Annotated in this window: 14 protein-coding genes; 5 read left to right on the top strand and 9 right to left on the bottom strand. The window is 33.4% G+C overall.

Features of this window, described 5'->3' with window-relative positions:
- Positions 1–20: 20 nt before the first annotated feature.
- The 4 genes from RBR53_07565 (at position 21) to RBR53_07550 (ending at position 4,796) form a co-directional block, all read left to right on the top strand.
- The gene (locus RBR53_07565) at positions 21–1,199 is read left to right on the top strand and encodes a DegT/DnrJ/EryC1/StrS family aminotransferase (GenBank protein ID MDY0132510.1); all 1,179 of its coding nucleotides are present in this window, start codon (positions 21–23) and stop codon (positions 1,197–1,199) included.
- Between the two features lie 16 nt (positions 1,200–1,215).
- A complete protein-coding gene (locus RBR53_07560) occupies positions 1,216–2,280 on the top strand; it encodes an iron-containing alcohol dehydrogenase family protein (GenBank protein ID MDY0132509.1) in 1,065 nt (354 codons plus the stop codon).
- A 324-nt stretch (positions 2,281–2,604) separates the two neighbouring features.
- On the top strand, positions 2,605–4,458 hold the full coding sequence (locus RBR53_07555; GenBank protein ID MDY0132508.1) for a heavy metal translocating P-type ATPase: 1,854 nt from the start codon (positions 2,605–2,607) through the stop codon (positions 4,456–4,458).
- Positions 4,459–4,565: 107 nt separating this feature from the next.
- Entirely contained in the window at positions 4,566–4,796 is a 231-nt protein-coding gene (locus RBR53_07550; GenBank protein MDY0132507.1) for a heavy-metal-associated domain-containing protein, read from the top strand.
- Between the two features lie 120 nt (positions 4,797–4,916).
- On the opposite strand, the gene RBR53_07545 is transcribed toward RBR53_07550, so the two are convergent.
- The 3 genes from RBR53_07545 to eno all read right to left on the bottom strand — a co-directional run bounded on the left by RBR53_07545 (position 4,917) and on the right by eno (position 8,792).
- Positions 4,917–6,566 carry a CTP synthase gene (locus RBR53_07545; protein ID MDY0132506.1) on the bottom strand — a complete coding sequence of 550 codons (1,650 nt, stop codon included), beginning with the start codon at positions 6,564–6,566 and terminating at the stop codon, positions 4,917–4,919.
- A 91-nt stretch (positions 6,567–6,657) separates the two neighbouring features.
- Entirely contained in the window at positions 6,658–7,464 is an 807-nt protein-coding gene (locus RBR53_07540) for a hypothetical protein (GenBank protein ID MDY0132505.1), read from the bottom strand.
- A 56-nt stretch (positions 7,465–7,520) separates the two neighbouring features.
- Positions 7,521–8,792: a phosphopyruvate hydratase gene (gene eno / locus RBR53_07535; protein MDY0132504.1), complete on the bottom strand. Its 1,272-nt coding sequence runs from the start codon at positions 8,790–8,792 to the stop codon at positions 7,521–7,523.
- 207 nt (positions 8,793–8,999) lie between these two features.
- On the opposite strand from eno, the gene RBR53_07530 reads away from it, so the two are divergent.
- Positions 9,000–9,404 (top strand): hypothetical protein, encoded by a 405-nt coding sequence (locus RBR53_07530; GenBank protein MDY0132503.1) that lies wholly within the window; start codon positions 9,000–9,002, stop codon positions 9,402–9,404.
- A gap of 68 nt (positions 9,405–9,472) precedes the next feature.
- Here the strand turns inward: RBR53_07530 and RBR53_07525 are convergent, their stop codons facing one another.
- From RBR53_07525 to RBR53_07500, 6 genes are all read right to left on the bottom strand, one after another.
- A complete protein-coding gene (locus RBR53_07525; protein ID MDY0132502.1) occupies positions 9,473–10,867 on the bottom strand; it encodes a hypothetical protein in 1,395 nt (464 codons plus the stop codon).
- The gene (lgt, locus tag RBR53_07520; protein ID MDY0132501.1) at positions 10,864–11,637 is read right to left on the bottom strand and encodes a prolipoprotein diacylglyceryl transferase; all 774 of its coding nucleotides are present in this window, start codon (positions 11,635–11,637) and stop codon (positions 10,864–10,866) included. Before lgt ends, RBR53_07525 begins: the two co-directional genes overlap by 4 nt.
- 31 nt (positions 11,638–11,668) lie before the next feature.
- A complete protein-coding gene (lspA, locus tag RBR53_07515) occupies positions 11,669–12,151 on the bottom strand; it encodes a signal peptidase II (GenBank protein MDY0132500.1) in 483 nt (160 codons plus the stop codon).
- Between the two features lie 107 nt (positions 12,152–12,258).
- Complete coding sequence (ileS, locus tag RBR53_07510) at positions 12,259–15,060, bottom strand: isoleucine--tRNA ligase (GenBank protein MDY0132499.1); 2,802 nt, start codon at positions 15,058–15,060, stop codon at positions 12,259–12,261.
- A gap of 47 nt (positions 15,061–15,107) precedes the next feature.
- The gene (rsmG, locus tag RBR53_07505; protein MDY0132498.1) at positions 15,108–15,806 is read right to left on the bottom strand and encodes a 16S rRNA (guanine(527)-N(7))-methyltransferase RsmG; all 699 of its coding nucleotides are present in this window, start codon (positions 15,804–15,806) and stop codon (positions 15,108–15,110) included.
- Positions 15,807–16,208 carry an NUDIX hydrolase gene (locus RBR53_07500; protein ID MDY0132497.1) on the bottom strand — a complete coding sequence of 134 codons (402 nt, stop codon included), beginning with the start codon at positions 16,206–16,208 and terminating at the stop codon, positions 15,807–15,809.
- Between the last annotated feature and the right edge of the window lie 166 nt (positions 16,209–16,374).

The following is a 16,374-nucleotide window of genomic DNA, read 5'->3' as shown; positions in this document are numbered from 1 at the left end:
ATATAAATTAAGGAGGCCAAATGCCTGGCTTTGAGTTATTCGGAGACCTAGAAAAAAAACATGTTTCAGATGTCCTGGAATCAGGAATTCTCATGCGTTACAATTTTGATTCAATGAGAAACGGACACTGGAAAGCAAAAGAATTTGAAGAAAAACTATCATCAAAACTAAACGTTGATTTTACCCATTTATGCTCAAGCGGAACAGCAGCCCTTTCAATAGCTCTTGCCTCATGTGGGATTGGCAAAGGAGATGAGGTTATTGTTCCTCCTTTCACTTTTGTTGCAACAATTGAAGCAATAATTGCAGCCGGAGCTATGCCTGTTTTTTCAGATATTGACAAAACCCTTTGTCTTGATCCTGATCTTCTTGAATCTAAAATCACCAAAAAAACAAAAGCAATCATGCCTGTCCACATGTGCGGAGCAATGGCAGATATTAATAAAATAAAAAATATTTGTGAGAAAAACTCCCTGATTCTTATTGAAGATGCATGTCAGGCAATTGGAGCCTCAATAAACAATGTTTATGCAGGAACATTTGGAGACATGGGCTGTTTTTCATTTGATTTTGTTAAAACAATAACCTGCGGAGAAGGCGGGGCTGTTGTTACAAACAAAAAAGAGCTTTATGAAAATGCACACGCATTTTCTGATCATGGTCATGATCATATCGGCAATGACAGAGGAAAAGAAAACCACCCTTTCCCAGGGCTTAACTTCAGAATAAGCGAACTTAATGCAGCTGTTGGGGTTGCCCAGCTTGAAAGATTTGATGAAATAATTTCCATTCAAAGAAAAAACAAACAAATTCTTAAAAACGAACTTAAAGATTTAAAAAACATTGAGCTTAGACAAATTATCGATGAAAAAGGAGATAATGGAGGTTTCCTCTCTTTTTTTACTGAAGACGAAAATGCTGCTAGAAAAATCTTGGAAAATCTTAACAAAAACAAAGCAGACGGTACATTTTACTGGTATGATAATAATTGGCATTATCTTAGAAAATGGGATCATTTCAAAGAAAAGGTTAGTTTGTACAAAACTGAGTTTTCAGAATTTTTTAACCCTGAAACAATAAATATTAAAAAATCTGATGAAATAATGAAAAGAACCTTGTCAATGCTGATAAAACTTAGCTGGACTGAAGAAGAAATGGAAAAAAGAGTTGAAGCATTGAAAAAAAGCGTAAACATTTAAATTTAAGGAAAGCATAATGCATAGAAATTTCAAACAAGTATCAAGAGTGGTTTTTGGCCGCGGATGCTTTGATCAATTGGCCGATATTTTAAAAGAAAAAAGAACTGGTTCCAAAAAAATGGTTTTTCTGGTTGATCATTTCTTCAAAGGAAAAGACCTTGAAAAAAGAATACCTCTCCAAGGTAATGACGAATTGATTTTCATTGATGTAACCTATGAACCCACAACTTCAGATGTAGACAAATTAAGAGATAAATTAATTTCAGATTCGGATAATTTCCCCGATGGAATCATAGGTATAGGCGGAGGAAGTACAATGGATGTTGCCAAAGCCGTCTCCCTTATGCTTACAAACGAAGGAAAGTCCCATGAATATCAGGGCTGGGATCTGATTAAAAAACCAGGAGTCTATAAAGTTGGAATCCCCACTCTTTCCGGAACAGGTGCTGAGGTATCAAGAACTTGCGTTTTAACAGGCCCTGTAAGAAAACTTGGTCTTAACTCTGATCATACAGTTTATGATCAAATGGTTCTTGATCCTGAACTGATTAAAAACATTCCAAAAGATCAATGGTTTTATACAGGAATGGATTGCTTTATCCACAATATAGAAGCTCTTAAAGGGACCTTTATAAATGAATTTGCAAGGGCTTTTGGAGAAAAATCCCAGGCTCTTTGCGAACAGGTATTTTTGGAAGATCATCCAGATTCAGACGACAAGCTGATGATGGCTTCTTATTTTGGAGGAATGTCAATTGCTTACTCCCAGGTTGGAGCCTGTCATGCACTTTCATATGGCCTTGCCTTTGTTCTTGGTGTAAAGCACGGAATAGGCAATTGTCTTGCATTCAATCAGCTTGGAGAATTTTATCCTGAAGGTGTTGAAAAGTTTAAAAAAATGATGGATAAGCATAAAATCGAGCTTCCAGTCAATATAACTAAAAATCTTACCAGCGAACAATTTGACCAGATGGCTGAAATCTGTCTTGGCCTTGATCCTCTTTGGGAAAATGCCCTTGGTAAAGACTGGAAAAAAATAATGACCAAGGAAAAAGTACTTGGCCTTTATAAAAAAATTTAATTTACAAATTATAGATCAAAATTGATTTAAAAAAACAACGAATTAATGAGTGGATTCCCGTTCAAAACGAATCCACTCATTTTGAACTCAAAACTCAAGGATTATTTTCTAAGCACAGCAGTTATATAAACTCGTCTCTTTCTTGAAATCATGTAGATACATCTGGTATTTTGGGCCGTTTTAGGGGAATTTTTAAAAAAATCTACACCTTCAAAGATAGAGAAAATTGTGCAATAAAAATATAACATTGAACAGCATTGTGGATTTTATTATTAAACTGCTCTAAAATCGTAAAACAAAAAACAATAAAAAAATGGTGAAGACATGCAACGGTATATTTTAAACAGTAAAAATAAGATTGCATTAATTGGTGGTCTTTTGATTGTCGTTGGATTTTCAAGCAAATGGACAATCGATAATATGACCATCTTTAACTGGTCATTAATTGTTGCATCCATCTTAGGTGTAGCGCCTATTGCTATTCAAGCATATCAAGCTTTAAGAGTAAAAGTGGTTAGTATTGATGTTTTAGTTACAATCGCAGTTTTTGGTGCATTTTTAATTCGAAATTATGAAGAGGCGGCAATTGTTACATTTTTATTCTTATTCGGTGCCTTTTTAGAGCAACGCACCTTAAACAAAACCCGCTCTGCCATAAAGGAATTAACAGAAATGGCCCCAGAGAGTGCACTAAAGCAAATGGAAAATGGAGAGTTTGTAGAAGTTGAAGTGGATGAAGTTAACATAGGAGATGTTTTACTTGTTAAAACTGGTGCAAAGGTTCCTGTTGATGGTACAGTTTTAATTGGTGAAGGTAGTATTAATGAGGCAAGTATTACAGGAGAATCTATTCCCATTGGAAAGGAAAAGGGTTCAAATGTATTTGCTGGTACAATCCTGGATAATGGAACTCTTCAAATTGTTGCTGACCGCGTAGGCGAAGATACAACCTTTGGTAAAATCATTGAACTGGTAGAAGAGGCACAAGACTCAAAATCAGAAGCAGAACGTTTCATAGATCGGTTCTCGAAATATTATACACCAGGAGTTCTTGTCCTGTCCTTTATAGTATGGTTATTCTCACAAAATTTTGAACTAGCAATTATTATTCTGGTTCTAGGTTGTCCAGGTGCTTTAGTTATTGGTGTACCAGTATCTAATGTTGCTGGTATAGGGAATGGAGCACGTAATGGGGTATTACTAAAAGGTAGTGAAGTAATTAGTGATTTCAGCAAGTTGGATACAATGGTATTCGATAAAACTGGAACACTGACTCTAGGCAATCCATCGGTTGCAGAAAAAGAATATTATGGAGATAAGATTGATGAAGCATTAGGATACCTTGCAAGTGTTGAAAGAGAATCAGGTCACCCATTAGCAAAAGCAGTACTAGAGGAAATTGGTGAAACGACATTCTCACCAGTTGAAAATACAGAGGTTGTAAAAGGCGGCGGAATTGTAGCTAGTGTCAGTGGGCACAGAATAGCTGTTGGTAATGCTGCCTTAATGGAAAGGGAAAATGTTGAACTAAATGAAAAAACAAAAGCCGATCTAACTCGTTTCGAAAAAAATGGGAACTCACTTGTATTAACTTCAGTTGATGGAAAACTAAAAATTTTAATGGGTATTCGTGACCAGATACGTCCAGGCGTTAAAGAGGTTCTGTTAAAACTAAAGAAATTAGGAGTGAAAAATCTTGTTATGTTATCGGGCGACAACCAGGGAACAGTTGACGTGGTTAGCCGTGAGATAGGCTTAACAAAAGCCCATGGGAACATGTTGCCTGAAGACAAATCAGCGTATATAAAGACATTAATTGAAGAACAAGGCCAAATAGTTGCTTTTGTTGGTGATGGTGTTAATGACAGCCCCTCACTAGCTTTGGCAAATATTGGTATAGCTATGGGAAGTGGCACAGACGTAGCTATTGAAACATCAGATGTTGTTTTAATGAATTCAGATTTTAGTCATTTACCACACGCACTTGGATTAACAAAAGCTACGGCTAGAAACATGAAGCAAAATATTTTTATTGCCCTAGGTGTTGTATTAGTCTTATTAGCAGGCGTATTATTTAGTGATTGGGTAAATATGTCAATTGGCATGTTAGTGCACGAAGCCAGTATCTTGGTTGTTGTCTTAAATGGTATGAGATTATTACGTTATAATCTAAAATAAAAAACTTTTGATCTAAGTCAAAGCTTTATCAGGTGAAATGGGGTAATATAGCAGTCAGATAAAAACTTTGAAAACTACAATAAAAAACAACAGGAGGAGGTAATAATATGAAATCAGCAACAATTCAATTAGAAACTTTAACATGTCCATCATGTGTTCAAAAAATTGAAGGTGCACTTAAATCTTTAGGCGGTGTAAACCAAGATACAGCAAAAATATTATTCAACTCCAGCAAAGTAAAACTGGATTTTGACGAAGATCTAGTGTCAATTGAAAAAATAGAAGGTGCAATTAACAAATTAGGTTTTGATGTTATCAAATCAAAAGTAAACAGTTAAGAAGGCCTGCAAGGATTTCTTGAGCGTTTACTAAAAAAGCATTGAAAAATCAGTATTCAAAATAAAAAAGCTCTGAATTATTCAGAGCTTTTTTTATTGCAATTATTAAATTTTACAAGCTTATTTTTTAGAGTTTTTATACTTATATGAATATTTGATAAAATCCCTGAAAAGAGGATGACAATCCATTGGTCTGGACTTGAATTCAGGATGAAACTGGCATCCCACAAACCAAGGATGATCTTTTATTTCCACCATTTCAACCAATTCCTTATCAGGAGACATCCCGCTTATAATAAGACCTTTTTCTTTTAAAGGCTTTAGATATTCATTGTTAAATTCAAACCTATGCCTATGTCTTTCAGAAATTTCAGTCCTTTGATACGCTTCATAAGCTTTGGTGTTTTTTTCAACTATACATGGATAGGCACCAAGGCGCATTGTTCCGCCTTTGTCTGAATTTTCATCCCTGAACTCTTTTATACCCTCTTTTTCATTAAACCATTTTTTCATAAGATAAATAACTGGATCTTTGGTTTTTTCATCAAATTCAGTAGAGTTTGCATTGATAATACCAGCAACATTTCTTGCAAATTCAATTACAGCAACCTGCATTCCAAGACAAATTCCAAAAAAAGGAATTTTGTTTTCCCTGGCAAAGCGTACTGCTTCTATTTTACCATCAACACCTCTAAATCCAAAACCGCCGGGAACAAGAATCCCATCACTTCCTGAAAGCTTTTCAGATACATTTCCAGATCTTATTGTTTCAGAATCAACAAAATCAAAATTAACCCTTAGATTGTTTTCTATCCCTGAATGAATAAGAGCTTCATTTAAACTTTTATATGATTCTGTAAGATCTGTATATTTACCGACAATTTTAATTGTCACTTCATCTTTTGGGTTTTTAAATCTGTAAATTAGCTGCTCCCAGTTTTCAAGTTTAGGAGCACGAGCCCAGAGATTTAAGTGGGAAAGAATCTTATCGTCAAGTCCCTGACGATTATATACAACTGGAACATCATAAATACAATCAACGTCAATAGCTGTAATTACATGATCCTGGCTAAGATTGCAAAAAAGTGCAATTTTCTTTTTTAAATCATCTGTAAGATATTTTTCTGTTCTGCATAAAAGAATGTCTGGCTGAATTCCTATGCTTCTGAGTTCTTTTACACTGTGCTGGGTAGGTTTGGTCTTAAGCTCTCCAGATGTTTTAATAAAGGGCACAAGAGTAAGATGAAGATATAATACATTTTCTTTTCCAACATCAGATCTCATCTGCCTTATTGCTTCAAGAAAAGGAAGGGATTCTATATCTCCAATGGTTCCGCCAATTTCCACTATGGAAACATCAACATTATCACCAACCTTTTTTATACATGCTTTTATTTCATCAGTTATATGGGGAATTACCTGAACAGTACCTCCAAGATACTCTCCTCTTCTTTCCTTTTTTATAACTGAATTATAAATTTTACCCGTGGTAAAGTTGTTGTTTCTTGTAAGTCTTGAGGATATAAATCTTTCATAATGACCAAGATCAAGGTCTGTTTCTGCTCCGTCATCTGTAACAAAAACCTCTCCATGCTCAAAGGGATTCATGGTTCCAGGATCAACATTAATATAGGGGTCAAGTTTTTGAATTGTAACCTTAAGTCCTCTGTTTTCGAGAAGAGCTCCTATTGCTGCTGAAGCCAGACCTTTGCCAAGGGATGAAAGAACACCCCCTGTAACAAAAATATATTTATTTGAATTTCCAGCCATAACCTGCCTTATAATTTGAATTATTAAAAATTTAGAAGTTTATAAATCCAGGAACAGATATTCCTGAGTTTCCAGTTGATTGTCCTTATAACTATTCAAAAATTTTATCAATGGAATCGCTTTTCCAGGGGAAATCATCTCCAAAACCTGAGTCAGATTTTTTGTATAATTTTTTAATCTTATCCAAATTGAAAAAACTATTTGAATTTGGTTTAAAAGAAGACTTCAAATACTTAACATCAATTTTCCTGGTTAATTCATTGTTGATAAAAATCTCTGTTGTTTTTGGATAGAACAACCCGCTAGTCTTGAAATATTGCTTGAACTTAAATGAGCAGCTTTTACCCTCAAAAACAAGATTATAATAATAAGGAAGAAAAGTCTCCTTGTCTATCCAGAGTTCAGCCTGATCTTTAATTGAATTTTCATTTACTTTGCCAACAACATAACAAATTTTACCGTCAATCTTGTCAAGCCTGACCTCTGAAAGTTCACAACCCCTTTTTCCAAGCAAACCCATTAAACTTTCATAATCATAAAGCCAGAAAATATCTTTGAAAAGAAAATATTTCGAAGGGTCTTCAGAAACTATCTCTTCTCCAAATAAAGTCAGGGATCCTGTTAAAGATTCAATATAAAGCATTTTAACACTTGTTATCCAATCTGCCCTGAAATCACCTGAACAAGAATAAAAAAGATCTATTTTTGTTTCAGAAATGTTTGAACCGCCAAAGGAAAATATGTCTGAATTTACAGCACTGAAATATGAGCTGCACCTTCCTTTTTGCCTGAGCATATAATTAATCAGGTTCGGGGCATCAGGAACAAAGGCATAAACATTGGGGCTGATAAACAAACAAAAAACAAGCAATAAAACAATGTGTTTTACTTTTTTCATATTAAACAAATTTCTGATGCAGCAGGATTCAATCCTGCCGCAGTTCTTGGTTTAAATTAAATAAAAATATTTCCTGGATAAACAGCCTGATTTCCAAGTTCTTCTTCAATTCTTAAAAGCTGGTTATATTTTGCAACTCTGTCACTTCTTGAAAGAGAGCCTGTTTTTATCTGCATTCCTGAAAGACCAACTGCAAGATCTGCAATAAAAGAATCTTCAGTTTCACCGCTTCTATGGGAAATCACTGTTGTATAGCCTGCTTTTTTAGCCATGGCAACAGCGTCTAGGGTTTCAGAAAGTGTTCCAATTTGGTTAACCTTGATAAGAATTGAATTTGCAACCTTTTCCTTAATTCCTCTTTCAAGAACTTTTGGATTTGTTACAAAAAGATCATCTCCAACAAGCTGAATTTTTTCACCAATCTTTTGGGTCAAAAGTGACCACCCTTCCCAATCATCTTCAGCAAGACCGTCTTCAATAGAAATAATTGGAAAATCGTTTACCAGTCCTTGATAATAGTCAACCAGTTCTTTAGAAGACAAGATTTTACCTTCACCTTCTAAATTATACTTTCCATCTTTAAGAAACTCACTTGCAGCACAATCTAATGCAAGAAGAATATCTTTACCTAAATTGTATCCTGCCTTTGAAACAGCTTCTGAAATAAGTTCAAGAGCTTCCCTGTTTGAACCAAGGTTTGGAGCAAATCCCCCTTCATCACCAACAGCAGTATTGTAATTTTTTGATTTTAAAATCTTTTTAAGATGGTGAAATACTTCTGTTCCCATTCTAAGGGCATCCTTAAAAGAGGAAGCATTAACAGGCATTATCATAAATTCCTGAATATCAAGGTTGTTTGCCGCATGAGCTCCGCCATTTATTATATTCATCATGGGAACGGGAAGAGTATAAGCTGTGATTCCGCCTATATATTTATAAAGAGGCAGCCCGTGTGCCTGTGCAGCAGCCCTTGCAGCAGCCATTGAAACACCAAGAAGAGCATTTGCACCAAACTTTGATTTGTTCTCTGTTCCATCAAGTTCAATAAGTACCTTGTCAAGGGTTCTTTGTTCAGAAGCATCAAGCCCTATAATAGCTTCTGCAATAGGTCCGTTTACATTGTCAACTGCTTTAACCACCCCTTTGCCAAGATAATAATTTTCATTTTTGTCCCTTAGCTCAAGAGCTTCTCTTGCTCCAGTTGAAGCCCCTGAAGGAACCGAAGCCCGTCCAAAGGCTCCGGATTCAAGAAGAATATCAACTTCAACGGTTGGATTTCCTCTGGAATCAAGAATTTCTCTTGAGTTGATATCAATAATTTCAGTCATCTTCCCCTCCTGATTGATTTTTATATAGATCTGGAATAAAATTTTTCTGCCTAAATTCAGCCAAGATTAAAATCCAGCCAGATATTGCTTTAAGTAAATTAGTATTTACTTTAATTTAATCTTTAGATTTGACTTTTTTTTAAGAGAATTGATACTCTCACTTAATTATTATGTCAAGTTAACTAAAAAAACACGGAGCCAATATAAATGAAAAACATGTCCCTATATAATAAAGCTCTTCTTCTCATATCAGCTTCCAGGGTCATTGAATACAAAAACAATAAACTTCCACCTTCTGTTAAAGAAGTTTCAGAACTTTTAAATGTTTCCCAGGAGGAAACTCTCTTTGTCTTAAGAAAACTTGAAGAAAAAAATATAATTAATTTAATTGAAAAAGATCGTAATTTTAAGATCTGTTTAATTGATCACACTTTAATTGAAGAGATCCCAAGGGAAAAACAGCCTCCAAAACTTGACAATGAACTTAAACATTTTCAGGAAAAACAAAAAAATAAAACAAAAGAAATTGAGGAATTTCAAAAGAAACAAAAGGAAAAACAAAAACTTTTGTTTGAAAAACTTAGCAAGGATTTAAAATCAAAAAAAGATTAGCACAAAACTTAAATTGCATAGTCCAACCAAAAAATAATGAGTTGCTAACCAATGATTTTTTAAATCCATTACCTTATATATCTGAAAAGAAAACTTTCAATTATTTTAATTGGTTCTGCTCCGTTTTTTATTGAATTATCAATCTCACCAAGCTCAATTAATGCTTTTTTAAGCTCTCCTATTTTAAAATTAGAAGCATGTTTTAAAAGAAAAAAAACAGGATATGAAATTTTTTTCCCATTTGATATTAAATATTTTTTATCCTTGGATTTTTTTAAGCTTAAGTCTTCAATTTTTTTTAAAAAACTATTTTCATAATTTTCTATTTGCGGAGCTATTGCAGATAAAAAAACATTAAAATTCATAGTTGGCAAATAACCCGGTGAATGAGAATTTAAAAATTCTGATGCAAGAAGAAGGTTTGAAAATTGATTGTATAAGGCTGAAAGGATCTGCAGGGGATGAAAGCCATTGGAAATAAGAGAATACATATAAAAAAGAGAATCTTCAATTTTTCTTTCACTGACAGCACCTGTAAAAGCAAAAATAGGGTCTTCCCTTGTTCTTTCCAACACTTTTTTAAGATCTTCAGTATTGATATTGTTTTTGTTACCCGAATAAACAATTACCTGATTTAAATTTTTTACAAGAGTTCTCAAGTCATCCCCTGAATAATCAAGCAATAAATTCAAAGTATTATTGTTGATTGTTAAATTTTTTCCTGCTTTTTCAAGCTCTGCTAATACAATTTCTCTTGCTGCTGCATCTCTTTTATCCTTGTCAGCTTTTCTTTGCCCCGAAGGAAGAAGACAATTAATTATTTCACCTTTTTTATCAAGCTTTTTATAAATTCTACTTCTTTTATCTGTTTTTGAAGATAGAATTATAAGATAATTGTTTTCGGGAAAATCTTTTTCAAGCCATTCTAAAAACAAATCATTTTCTTGTTTTTTACTGCTTATCTTTACTTTATTTTCTTTTGCATAGGCAATTATCTGATCAATCCATGAATTATCAGTTTCTTCCTTTAAAAATTCATTTTTAATTTTATCTCCAAGCTCGTCATAGAAAGAGTCATCATCACCTGGATCTTCTGAAAACATTCTAATCAGTCCTGAAGCACTTAAATCAAGCCTGTTTTGAATGTAATTCTTTTTGATTTTTTCAAGGGAGTTTTTAGGTTCAGGAGCTTTTTCAAAAAAAGAAGGATTTTCATACACAATTATTTTTTGATCCGAAAAAAAGGAATAGGTAAACACACTTTCACAAACTTCATCTATGCTTTTAAAATTCCCATCGTATTCTTCAACAGAAAACTGATTGTTTTGAGATGAAAGCAAAAATTCAATTATTGTTTTTTTGGCCTGATCACACAGGTATAAATCACCGTAAATATAAAAAAGACCAGAGTTGTTTAAGGTTTTAATTTTTTTTTTCAGATCAAAGAAATTTATTTCACTCATTTTTCCAAAGTCTTATGTTTCATAATTTTAAACAAATAAATCAAAACAGCAGAGATAACAGCCAAAAACCCAATAAATTGAGATAAGGAAAAAACGCCTAAAATAAATTCCCCCCTGTTATCTCCCCTGAAATATTCTATTATCATTCTTAATATTCCATACAAAAAAAGATATAAAAGGAAAACATCCCCATCATTTTTTTTTCTTTTATAGAAGAAAATAAGAACAGCAAAAAGAAAGAAATTTGAAAGAACAGAATAAATTTGAACAGGATGAAGACTTAGATTTAAAGGGGCCAAAGCTTCCGGGTTTTTAAAAACTATTCCTATGGGAAGCTCAGTTGGTCTTCCATAACAGCAACCTGCAAAAAAACAGCCTATCCTGCCTATTCCATGTCCTAAAGCAAGGGCAGGAGCAATTATATCAGCAGTTTTTCCAAAGGGAAGCTTCCTTTTTTTTATAAAAATAAAAGCTCCCAACAGTCCAAAAACAAAGCCTCCATAAAAAACCAGACCGCCTTTCCATATTTTAAATATTTCTATTGGATTTTTTAAAAAATATTCAGGTTCCACAAAAAAATAAAACACTCTTGCACCAATAATTGCAGATAAAATAATATAAACAGCAAGATCTGAAATTTCATTTTTTTTGATATTTTCTTTTTTAGCAAGAAAACCTGAAACCATAATGGCAAAAAGAAATCCTAGAGCGGCCATTATTCCGTATGTATGAATAACAAAGGATTTGAATTCAAAAAAAACAGGATGCATTTTACTTTCCTCTTATTTTACCAGTTATAATTTAAAAATCAGGAATTTTATTGAAAAGTACATGATAAACTATGATACACATTCCAATGGAGATAAATGAGTCGGCTATATTAAAAGCAGGCCAATGCATGTCTTTAATATAAATATCTAAAAAATCCACTACATATCCAAACTTTATTCTGTCAATTAGATTTCCCACTGCTCCTGCAAATATCATTGAGTATGAAATTCTAAGCCATTTAAGGTTTTTATCCGTTGTTTTATAAAACCATAAAATTAAAAAAAGAGCGATAAAAGCCATGAAAACAAATACAAATACTCTTATATTTTGAGATTTATCTGCAAAAAACCCAAAAGCACCTCCAGGGTTTCTAAGGTGGGTGAGATCAAAAAAACCTGGAATAATTTCAATACTTTGAAATAGGGGAATATACTCTACTACAATAATCTTAGAAGCCTGATCAAATAAAACTCCAATCAAAACTATGAGAACAAATCTTAGTCTGTGATCCATTTATTTTAAACCGTATCTAGGGGTGTGATTTAATTAAACAATGAAAACCCCTGTGAATAAACTAAATATTTAGACACAAGGGTTTATAAACAATTTTAATTTTTATTTCAGCTGATTACTTTTAAAACTTTCACACATCTTTCGCAGGCATCGCTGTATTGGCTGTCTTTATTAGTTGTTTCGCTATAATGCCAGCACCTTGCACATTTTTCACCCTTTGCCTTGTAAACACTTACAAAGAAATCTTCCAATTCTTCGCTTGATATTGAATCTTCTGTTTTGTCTTTTATATCTGAAAGACTAGATTGAGAAACAATAAAAAACTCGCTTAAATCTCCTTTATACCAATTCATAGCTTCAAGGGTTTTACCTGAGGCAAAAAGATTAATTCCTGCATCAAGGGGATGACCTATGATTTTTTTAATTCTTGCTTCTTCAAGAGCTCTAAGGGCAACCTCTCTTATTTTGGTCATTGTTTGAAATTTTTCGCTTAGTTCGTTATTAAGAAAATCTGAATTAACTTTTGGAAAAGATGAAAGATGAACACTTTCTTCTTTGTACTCTCCTTTTGGCATAAACGAATAAATTTCTTCTGCAGTAAATGGAAGAACTGGAGCCATCATGGAAGCAAGAGAATTAAGGATTTCAAACATCACAGTTTGAACAGCTTTTCTTTCGGTAAAATCTTTTCCAAGCACATAAAGGGAGTCTTTTTCAATATCAAGATAAAAAGAAGAAAGTTCCACAGTGCAAAAGTTATAAAGAGTGTGATAAATCAAATGGAATTCATATTCTTCATATGCTTTTTTAACCCGTTTTACAACTTGAGTCAGCCTGTGAAGCATATATTTGTCAAGCTGAGAAAGATTTTCATAATCTATTTTTTCAGTATCAGGATTAAAATCAGAAAGATTGCCCAGCAAAAATCTACAGGTATTTCTTATTCTTCTATAAGCATCTGAAAGCTGGCGTAAAATATTGTCTGAAATTTTTATATCATCACGATAATCTGAAGCAGAAACCCAAAGTCTTAAAATTTCAGCTCCATATTTATTTATTACTTCTTTTGGGGCAATTACATTACCAACGGATTTGGACATTTTTTTGCCTTTTCCGTCAACAACAAACCCGTGGGTAAGAACAGCCTTATAAGGAGCACTTCCATAGTTTGCAACAGAAGTTAAAAGAGAACTGTGAAACCAGCCCCTATGCTGATCACTTCCTTCAAGATAAAGATCAGCTGGCCATCTTAACTCATCTTTTCTTTCATCAAGAACTGCAGCATGGCTTACTCCTGAATCAAACCAGACATCAAGAATATTTGTTTCCTTTTTTAAAGAGCTGGAACCACATTTACTGCATTTTACATCTTTAGAAAGGAAAAACTCTGCTTCTTTTTCAAACCAGATTCCAGCACCATGTTTTTTGAAAAGAGAATAAATATTTTCAAGGGTTTCATTGTTTATAAAAGTTTCTTCGCATTCTTCGCAATAAAACACAGGAATGGGAACTCCCCATACTCTTTGCCTTGAAACACACCAATCAGGTCTGTTTTCTATCATATTATAAATTCTGTCACGACCCCATTTAGGAATCCAGTTTACCTGATCAATTTCTTCAAGAGCTCTTTTCCTTAAATCATTGGTTTCCATGGATATAAACCATTGGGGAGTAGCTCTGAAAATAACAGGTCTTTTACATCTCCAGCAATGGGGATATGAATGGGATAAATCTTCTTTTAAAACAAGCATTCCCAGTTTATCAAGTTTTTCATTTATAACTTCATTGGCTTTAAAAACAAAAAGACCTTCAAGATCTTCACCTGCTTCTTTTGTAAAAGTTCCATTGTCTTTTACTGGAGCAAACACATCAAGTCCGTATTTTTGTCCAACAATAAAGTCATCTGCACCATGGCCCGGTGATGTATGAACAAGTCCTGTACCTGTTTCCAAAGTTACATGGTCTCCCAAAACAACCAAGGATTCTTTGTCATAAAAAGGATGAAGACATTTTTTATTTTCAATTTCACTGCCTTCAAATTCTTTTAAAGGCTTATAATCAATTCCAAATTTTTCACAAAGATTTTCAGAAAGCTCTTTTGCTACAATATAAACTTCATTTTCATTCTTGCCCTGAATAGCTTGATAAATAAAGTCAGGATGAACACAAATTCCAAGGTTAGCTGGAATTGTCCAGGGAGTTGTTGTCCATATAATTGCAAAAACTTCTTTTCCTTCAAACTCTTTCATATCTAAATTATCAATAGCTTTGAATTTAACATAAATTGAAGGAGAGTTATTATCCTTATGTTCAATTTCTGCTTCTGCAAGGGCTGTTTTACAATTACAACACCAGTGAATAGGTTTTTTACCTTTATATAATCCGCCGTCAATTCTAAATTGCATACACTCTCTTGCAATTCTGGCTTCATATTCATAATTCATTGTAAGATATGGGTTGTCCCATTCTCCCATTACTCCAAGTCTTTTAAACTCATCCTTTTGAATTTCAATAAATCTGTCTGCGTATTTTCTGCACTCATCCCTTACCTGTGAAGCAGACATATCTTTCTTTTTAGAACCCAGCTTTTTATCCACATTATGTTCAATTGGAAGCCCGTGGCAGTCCCAGCCCGGTACATAGGGAGCATCAAAACCAGCCATTTGTCTGGAACGGATAATCATATCTTTTAAAATTTTATTAAGTGCGGTTCCAATATGAATATTTCCATTGGCATAAGGAGGACCATCATGGAGAATAAATTTTTCCCGTCCTTTTGATTTTTCCCTGATTTTTTTGTAGAGATTTATTTTTTCCCATTCTTCAAGCTGTTTGGGTTCCTTGGCAATCAGGCTTGCCTTCATAGGAAAACCTGTTTTAGGGAGATTAAGCGTATCTTTATAATCCATATATTCCTCCGAATAAAATAAGTGTCATTTTGTTAAATCCTTTAAGTTTATTTCACAATTGCAGAATGTGTCAAGGATATGATTTTTCTTTGATGATCAAGAACAGGAAGTCTGTATTCATGGATATCCATTAAAACATCTTTTCCTGAAAAAACTTTATCATTATATATGAAAGACTTTTTGTGAAAATCATTTATTTCTTTTTCAGTATCAGGCCCTTTCATCGCTATACAAACCCCTGTTTTTTCAAGACAGGGAAGCATGATTTCATAAAAAAGCTCAATAGCAGTAAATGCCCTTGAAACGCTGTATCCAAACAGATTTTTATTCTTAGAAGAAAAAGCTTCACCCCTTTGATTGATGCAGCTTATATCATTAAATCCAAGTTCTCTTGCGATAAATTTAAGAAAGCTTATTTTTTTACCTGAGGAATCAATCAGGGTAAGATCAAGATCTGGATCTAAAATTTTAAGAACCAGGCCAGGAAATCCCCCTCCTGTACCAAAATCTACAATTTTTTTGTTTTTATCTTTTATAAAGGGAAGTACAAAACCGCTGTCTACAAAATGAAGAACTGCAATGTCTTTTGGGTTTGAAATTGAAGTTAAATTCTTTTTTTTATTCCAAAACACCAGTTCTTTGGCGTAAATCTGGAATTGGGAGGTTTGAGTATCAGTTAAATTTATATTGATTTCTAAAAATACTTTTTTTAAAAACTCAACCCATTCCTGGTTAAAATCTTTCATTTAATTACCTTTGATAAAATCTGAAATTATTTTTTTATGGTCAAAGCAAAGATTTGAAGGAAGGTTTTTTAAATCAAAGACAATTGCTTTGGCTGCATCGTCTCCTCCAACGGGAAGAAAGTTTTCATCCAGGGGTTTGCATACAAAAACAATACTTACACAATGCCCCCTTTCATCCCGAAAAGGATCTGAGTAAACATTAAAAAGCCTTTCAATTTCAACCTTTACTCCAGTTTCTTCAAAAACTTCTCTTTTCACCGCATTTTCAACTGTTTCCCCAATATCAACAAATCCTCCGGGCAAAGCAAATCCCTTTGGTTTGTTTTTTCTTTTAATAAGAATAATTCCTTTTTTGTAAACAACAATCCCGTCAACTGCAAGTAAAGGAGTTTGTGGTTTCATTAAAAAGCATCCCTTTCTCTATGATGATAATAAAAAATACTATGCTGATATAAACCAGAATTAATTTTAAAAAATTACAATGAATTTAAGCTGAGACAATTTGCAATTATATAAGGCAAACTTAAAAATTGCTCAATTTATTATTCATATTGTTCACAAAGAAATA

Source organism: Desulforegulaceae bacterium (assembly GCA_034006035.1).
Lineage (GTDB): Bacteria > Desulfobacterota > Desulfobacteria > Desulfobacterales > JACKCP01 > JACKCP01.
This window is presented reverse-complemented; position numbering and strand designations above follow the sequence as displayed.

Coding starts and splice junctions, on each gene's coding strand:
- RBR53_07565 (MDY0132510.1), top strand. CDS start 21: ATGCCTGGCTTTGAGTTATTCGGAGACCTAGAAAAAAAACATGTTTCA.
- RBR53_07525 (MDY0132502.1), bottom strand. CDS start 10,867: ATGAGTGAAATAAATTTCTTTGATCTGAAAAAAAAAATTAAAACCTTA.
- RBR53_07540 (MDY0132505.1), bottom strand. CDS start 7,464: ATGAAAAAAGTAAAACACATTGTTTTATTGCTTGTTTTTTGTTTGTTT.
- RBR53_07545 (MDY0132506.1), bottom strand. CDS start 6,566: ATGGCTGGAAATTCAAATAAATATATTTTTGTTACAGGGGGTGTTCTT.
- RBR53_07555 (MDY0132508.1), top strand. CDS start 2,605: ATGCAACGGTATATTTTAAACAGTAAAAATAAGATTGCATTAATTGGT.
- RBR53_07500 (MDY0132497.1), bottom strand. CDS start 16,208: ATGAAACCACAAACTCCTTTACTTGCAGTTGACGGGATTGTTGTTTAC.
- lspA (MDY0132500.1), bottom strand. CDS start 12,151: ATGGATCACAGACTAAGATTTGTTCTCATAGTTTTGATTGGAGTTTTA.
- RBR53_07550 (MDY0132507.1), top strand. CDS start 4,566: ATGAAATCAGCAACAATTCAATTAGAAACTTTAACATGTCCATCATGT.
- lgt (MDY0132501.1), bottom strand. CDS start 11,637: ATGCATCCTGTTTTTTTTGAATTCAAATCCTTTGTTATTCATACATAC.
- eno (MDY0132504.1), bottom strand. CDS start 8,792: ATGACTGAAATTATTGATATCAACTCAAGAGAAATTCTTGATTCCAGA.
- rsmG (MDY0132498.1), bottom strand. CDS start 15,806: ATGAAAGATTTTAACCAGGAATGGGTTGAGTTTTTAAAAAAAGTATTT.
- RBR53_07560 (MDY0132509.1), top strand. CDS start 1,216: ATGCATAGAAATTTCAAACAAGTATCAAGAGTGGTTTTTGGCCGCGGA.
- ileS (MDY0132499.1), bottom strand. CDS start 15,060: ATGGATTATAAAGATACGCTTAATCTCCCTAAAACAGGTTTTCCTATG.
- RBR53_07530 (MDY0132503.1), top strand. CDS start 9,000: ATGAAAAACATGTCCCTATATAATAAAGCTCTTCTTCTCATATCAGCT.